This window comes from Lysinibacillus sp. fkY74-1, assembly GCF_053165895.1.
This window is the reverse complement of the sequence record NZ_CP170173.1, coordinates 2,692,929-2,699,086: the sequence shown is the minus strand read 5'-3', so window position 1 is coordinate 2,699,086 and position 6,158 is coordinate 2,692,929. Positions and strand designations below refer to the sequence as shown.

Genomic DNA, 6,158 nt, shown 5'->3' with positions numbered 1-6,158 from the left:
CTATTAACATTTGGAGGGATATCGTTTGAACACTGCAATTGTATTTCCAGGTCAAGGTTCACAATATGATTCTATGGGACAAGAATTATGCGAGAATTACCAAATAGCTCGCGATTTGTATAATGAGGCTAGCGATATTTTGGGCTACGATTTATTGAAAGCATGTGAAAACAAAAATGGAGAGCTTCGTAATACGGTCATAGTTCAGCCTGCAATTCTAGTTTATAGTATTGCCTGCTGGGAGATATTTAAAAAGAATAACGATGTAAAACAACTCTATTTAACTGGACATAGTCTAGGTGAACTGTCGGCAGTAGTTGCTGCCGACGGTATCCCTTTTGCAAAGTCCGTTGAATTAGTAAAGCTTCGTGCAACTGCTATGAGTGAATGTACTCAAGAAGGCGGTATGGTTGTTTGCTTTGGACTTAGTGGAGAAGAAGTAGAGGAAGTATGTCGAAGATTAGATACGGACGATAATCATGTAACTGTTGCAAACTTTAATTCGACAAATCAAATTGTGCTAAGTGGTCATAAAAACGCATTGGAGCTGGCATCCATTGAGTTACAGAAAAAGGGAGCCGTTACAAAGATACTACCTGTTAGTGTTCCTGCTCATAGTAGACTCATGAAGCCTGCAGAAATAAGATTTCAAGCAGCTCTACAACAAACACAGATGAATGATTGTCAATATCCTATATTTTCCTGCGCTACAGGTCAACTATACAGTAAGGCTGACGAAATAGCAGATCAATTAAGTAAACAACTTACCGAAAGTGTTAGATGGCCAAAAGTTATGGACGTTCTCATTAATAAAGATGTTGACACATTTATTGAGATGGGTCCTAAAACAATTCTAACGGATATTATAAAGATGGAATATCCTGATTATCGAGCGATACCGGTTAACGAGAAAAATGGCATCCATTCTATTTTAAATAATCTTAATGAGAATATGTTAAAAGTAGAAGAGACTATCCACTTTTTACAAGCCTGTTTAAGAGTTATTATTGGAACACCTTTTAAAGCGAAAATCGATAAGCAAGACTTTGAAAGAGAAATCCATTCTCCTTATCAGCTTATTAAACAGGAATTGAAAGAGATGAAAGAGAGCAAACAGATTACAGTAGATTCTCATAGAGTGGCAAGTTTATCTCAACAATTTTTCTCTATTTTAACGCATAAAGGATTTCATAAAAATGAAACATTGGAAATTTTAAAATTATCAATCGCAAATCCGAATTTATATTCTAAATATCTAAAAATTAATAGTTTTAAATAATTTGTTAGATTGGGGTAATAGAATGTCAAATTTCTATGAAAGTTTTTTTAGTGAAGAAATCGATTACTATGATGGACAAAGCTTATGGTTCAATCAAAAAAAATACAGTTTAAAACAATTGACTCATAAATCGTTTAAGTTAGCAACCGCTATGCAAGAAAATGGGATTATACCGGGCTGTGAACAAAAGGTTTTAATTGTTCTTAGGAGGTCACCTGCTCTTCTTGTTGCACATTTATCAACATTTATTGCTGGTGGGGTTATTGTTTGTATTGATCCAGAAACACCAAGGGACAGAATCGACAACATCATTGACGATATCAAACCTAGCATCATCATTACGCATCCAGATATTTATGAGGCAAATGCTTTTCAAGATCAGATCATTTTTAAGCTTGATGATGTTCTTCAGCATTTTAATCTGGATCATAAGGAAATTAACATAAATATTCATTTTTCTTTGAAATCAGCTGCTTATATAGTTTTTACATCAGGTACTACAGGCAAACCTAAGGGTGTAGTCGTTGAATGGAATTCTTTAAATCGCTTAATCGATTGGCATACAAAAACGTTTGATGTGACCAAAGATTCAATAGTATCTTTAACCTCTTCACCTGGATTTGACGCTTCCATTTGGGAGATTTGGGGTGCAATAGCTTCAAGAGCGTCTATATATATGACGACATTAGATGAAAGACTTAATCCAGAGCTTCTAAAAAATACGTGGATAAAGCACCAAGTAACGCATTCATTTGTATCTACCCCTATTGCTGAGCGACTAATGGAACTGGACTGGGATAATAGTCACGTAGCTTTAAAATATCTTTTAGTAGGGGGAGATAAACTAACAAAATACCCTTCAAAAGATTTACCTTTTCATGTGGTAAACAATTATGGACCAAGTGAAGGGACTGTTGTAAGTACTTCTGGGATTGTAGAGAGAGCAGATGGCAAGGTGAAAAAGCTACCTCATATTGGTTCCGCTTTACCTTATGTAAAGTGTTTTATTTTAGATCGAAATTTACAAATCATTCATGAGATAGATAGAAAAGGAACACTGTGGATATCTGGTGATGGATTAGCACGAGAGTATATTAATTTGCCGCATGAGACAAATGAAAAATTTAAACAGTTAGAAATTGACGGTGAAAATGTAAGAGCCTACAACACCGGAGATGTTGTAAGTAGAGATATTCAAGGAAATTTTAATTTCCATGGTAGAGAAGATTTTCAATTAAGCATTAATGGAGTGAGAATTGAATTAGGGGATATTGAGAGTACTCTTCAAAAACATAATAGAGTAAGTCAAGCTATAGCACTACCATTACATATAGCTTCAAATACGCTATTGACAGCATCCATTGTATTAGAAGAGGAATCCTCGATTTCAGAACTTGAACTATTTAGCTATTTGAAAGAGAAGCTGCCTAAAAATATGATACCCGTTCAACTTATTTTTCATCAACATTTACCGTTGACTAGAAACGGTAAAATAGATCGTGAATTGTTGAACAAACAGCATATAGAATATTTTAATAGTAAACAATTACTTGAATCTTCAACGAATATAAGTGAATCTTTGCAAAAGATTATTGATATTTTTTCTTCTACCTTAAACTTAAAATGCTCATCACAAACAGATTTATTTGAAGTTGGAGGAAATTCCTTAGACGCAGCACAAATTGCTATGAACGTTTCAAAAGCGTTTAATGTTGATTGTTTACCATGGCAAGTACAGCAGCAGAGAAAACCTTGTAATTTATTGGATATTCTTTCTACTTTACCAGCCTTATCATCAAATAATGAACCTACTATGTTTGATCAAAACGAGTGGTTTCCTGCAACGAGTATGCAGAAAGGTCTTTGGTATTTGTGGAAAACAAATGAAGGAAATCCATTTTATAATGTAGGCGCTACTTTTCAGATTAACGGTCTTTTTGATGAACATAAGTTTTATAGCGCCTTTGTCAATATCATAAAGAAAAATGCCGCCTTTTTTGTGAATTTTAGAGAAAATACTTCCTATGGAATTGAACAAAAAATTAGAAATATAGATGAAATAGGAGAGCATGTAGATCATCACATACAAATCCTACAGGTGAAAAATATGGAGGAGGCGCACACTCTTGCAAAGACAATTTATAATCAGCCTTTCCAGTTAGAGAGCGATTTATTGTTTAGAGGGGCAATCATTCATACAGAGAATGCAGGAGCTGTTTTTGTACTTGTATCTCATCATATTGTATGTGATGGCTTATCTTTAAAAAATATACTGCAAAATATAGCTAAAGTTTATAATGAGGAAATTACTATAGATGACATAAAATCAAGTAGTTCTGAAAATCTATATAATAACATCAATAAATTGGTTAATAAATCAGAGGATCAAAATTTGAAGGATTTTTGGTTTGAGCAATCTAAGGCATTTAAACTTGCCCAACTACCTATTCAAGAGAAATCCGAAGAATATATAAGAATTGGAAAGATTTTAGAGATTGAAAGCCATAGAGAGCTAGGTAAAAAAATTGATCAATTTTCACAGGAAATGAAATTGAGTCAGTTTACAATATTACTAACTGCTTGGGCACTAAATTTAGCAAAATATTGCATGCAAGATACAATAACGATAGGAATTCCTTATCATGGCAGAACTAATGAAAATTTAAATGATGTTGGAATGTTTGTTAATTTAGTTCCTTTAACGCTTTCCTTAAATAAAAAGGCCTCTTTTAAAGAGCTCCTGCTTGAAATTAGTAACACTGTTCATGAAAATATTGCTCATGGAGATTTCTCAATTGTTGATATTGCGGCTAACATTGATAAAAGAGAGTATCTTGATGTAGTAAATAATACATTCAGTCTTAAAGTGAATCTTGAAATGGATTTAAAGAATATCAACACAAGCTTTATCGAGCAAGATACTGGTGGATCAAGATTTCCTTTAAGTTGTTTCTTCAATGTAGAAAATGGAGAAGTAAAAGGACATATAGAATATTCATTTGCCCATTTTACTGAAGTAGAGATTCAATTGCTGGCGAAGAATTATTTGAGTTTACTTGCCTCATTAATTAATGAACCAGATCAATTATGGGGTACTGCATTTACTAAAGGTTCTATTATATCCTCCAATGATAATGGGAAACTATTACAAAAGGCTAAGCCACTCCACTGTCAATTTGAAGAGGCAGCGAAAAAATATAAGGATTATATTGCCATTCAAGAGCTGGATAGAGCATTAACATATGAACAACTCAATCAAGAAGCAGAAAAATATTCTTCATTACTGCTATCAATGGGTATTGAAAAAGGCGATTACGTGCCTATGTATATGGACAGAGGAATAGATGCCATTGCAGTAATACTAGGTGCTCTAAAAGCAGGCGCAGTATATGTTCCTTTAGATACGGAGCATCCTATAGCAAGAACACAGAAATTATTAGAGCGATTAAATCCAAAGGTTTTAATGGTAAATACAATAGATGAAATACCATATGGTGAATGGGAAGTTGTAAATACTCTAGAAAAAAATATAGTTAAAAATAATGTAAAAGCAATGGGACCTGTCTCTGTCGATGATCCAGCATATCTTATGTTTACTTCTGGCTCGACGGGTGAGCCGAAAGGTGTAGTATGTCCACATTTAGGGGCTTCTTTACGTATAGAATGGCAAAAAAACCAAAATAAACTTAAACCTGGTAATAAAACATTGTTTAAAACGCCATATACATTTGATGTATCTGTTTGGGAAATATTTTATACCCTTTGTACGGGTGCTACGTTAATTGTTGCTCCTAAAGACTTGCATCGTGATCCTTTAGGTTTATTGAAATTTATTTGTAATGAGTCAATTGATTTGTGTCATTTTGTCCCTTCTGTGTTGCAATTAATGCTTAATGAAATGGACTCTCAAAAAGATTACAAATTGCCATTAAAGTATCTTCATTTAAGTGGGGAAGCACTACCAGCTCCATTAGCTAAAAAAATAAATGAGTTGTTACCACAAGTTGAAGCATTCAATTTATATGGTCCAACTGAGGCGGGAATTGAAGTTACTGTTCAACAGGTAACAAAAGATCATTATAATATTGGTTTTCCATTACCGTATGTAGAAATGGAAGTGGTCGATGAAGCCGGGCTACCAGTTCCAAAAGGTTTTCCAGGTGAATTAATGATTGGAGGACCTTCTTTAGCAAAAGGTTATTTCAAGAATGAAATCGAAACGAACAAAGTTTTTGTAAAGCGAAATGGAAAAACCTTTTACAAGTCTGGCGATTTGGTAAAAATTTCAGCGAATGGCAGTATAGATTTTCTAGGAAGAAAAGATTCACAAGTTAAGGTAAACGGTGTAAGAATTGAGATAGAAGAAATTGAAGCTTGTGTTATACAGCAACCACAAGTTAACGATACAGCAGTCGTATTAGGGCATGATCAAAATAACAAACCATGCTTAGTCTGCTTCTACACTTTAAATGTGAAAGATAGTCTAAGTAGAGATGATTTGAAAAAAGCAGTGTCTAAAGACTTACCAGTAACGTATATCCCATCGATGTTCGTTGAGTTAGAAAAATTACCATTAACATCTAGCGGAAAAAGAGACAGAAAACTACTTAGCTTAGAAGCTTCACAATACCTTGCAGACGGTGCTCAAAATACATTTAGGGAGCCAACGACTGAACTGGAAAAATCAATTGTAGAGGTTTGGGCTGAAGTGCTAAAGGTTAACGAAATAGGTATCGATGATAACTTTTTTGAAATCGGTGGAGATTCCATTAAATCACTTCAAATAGTATCTAAATTGCGTACCAATGGTATTGATATTACTCCGAAAGACTTTTTGAAACACCCTACGGTATCAGAGATGTCTCTCATACTTAAATAA

The 6,158-nt window shown here is 33.9% G+C and carries 2 protein-coding genes; both read left to right on the top strand.

What is annotated here, in order from left to right; all coding sequences use genetic code 11:
- Positions 1–25 precede the first annotated feature (25 nt).
- Positions 26–1,279: an ACP S-malonyltransferase gene (gene fabD / locus ACE1MS_RS13250; RefSeq protein WP_051563268.1), complete on the top strand. Its 1,254-nt coding sequence runs from the start codon at positions 26–28 to the stop codon at positions 1,277–1,279.
- 22 nt (positions 1,280–1,301) lie between these two features.
- Positions 1,302–6,158: a non-ribosomal peptide synthetase gene (locus ACE1MS_RS13245; protein WP_099805339.1), complete on the top strand. Its 4,857-nt coding sequence runs from the start codon at positions 1,302–1,304 to the stop codon at positions 6,156–6,158.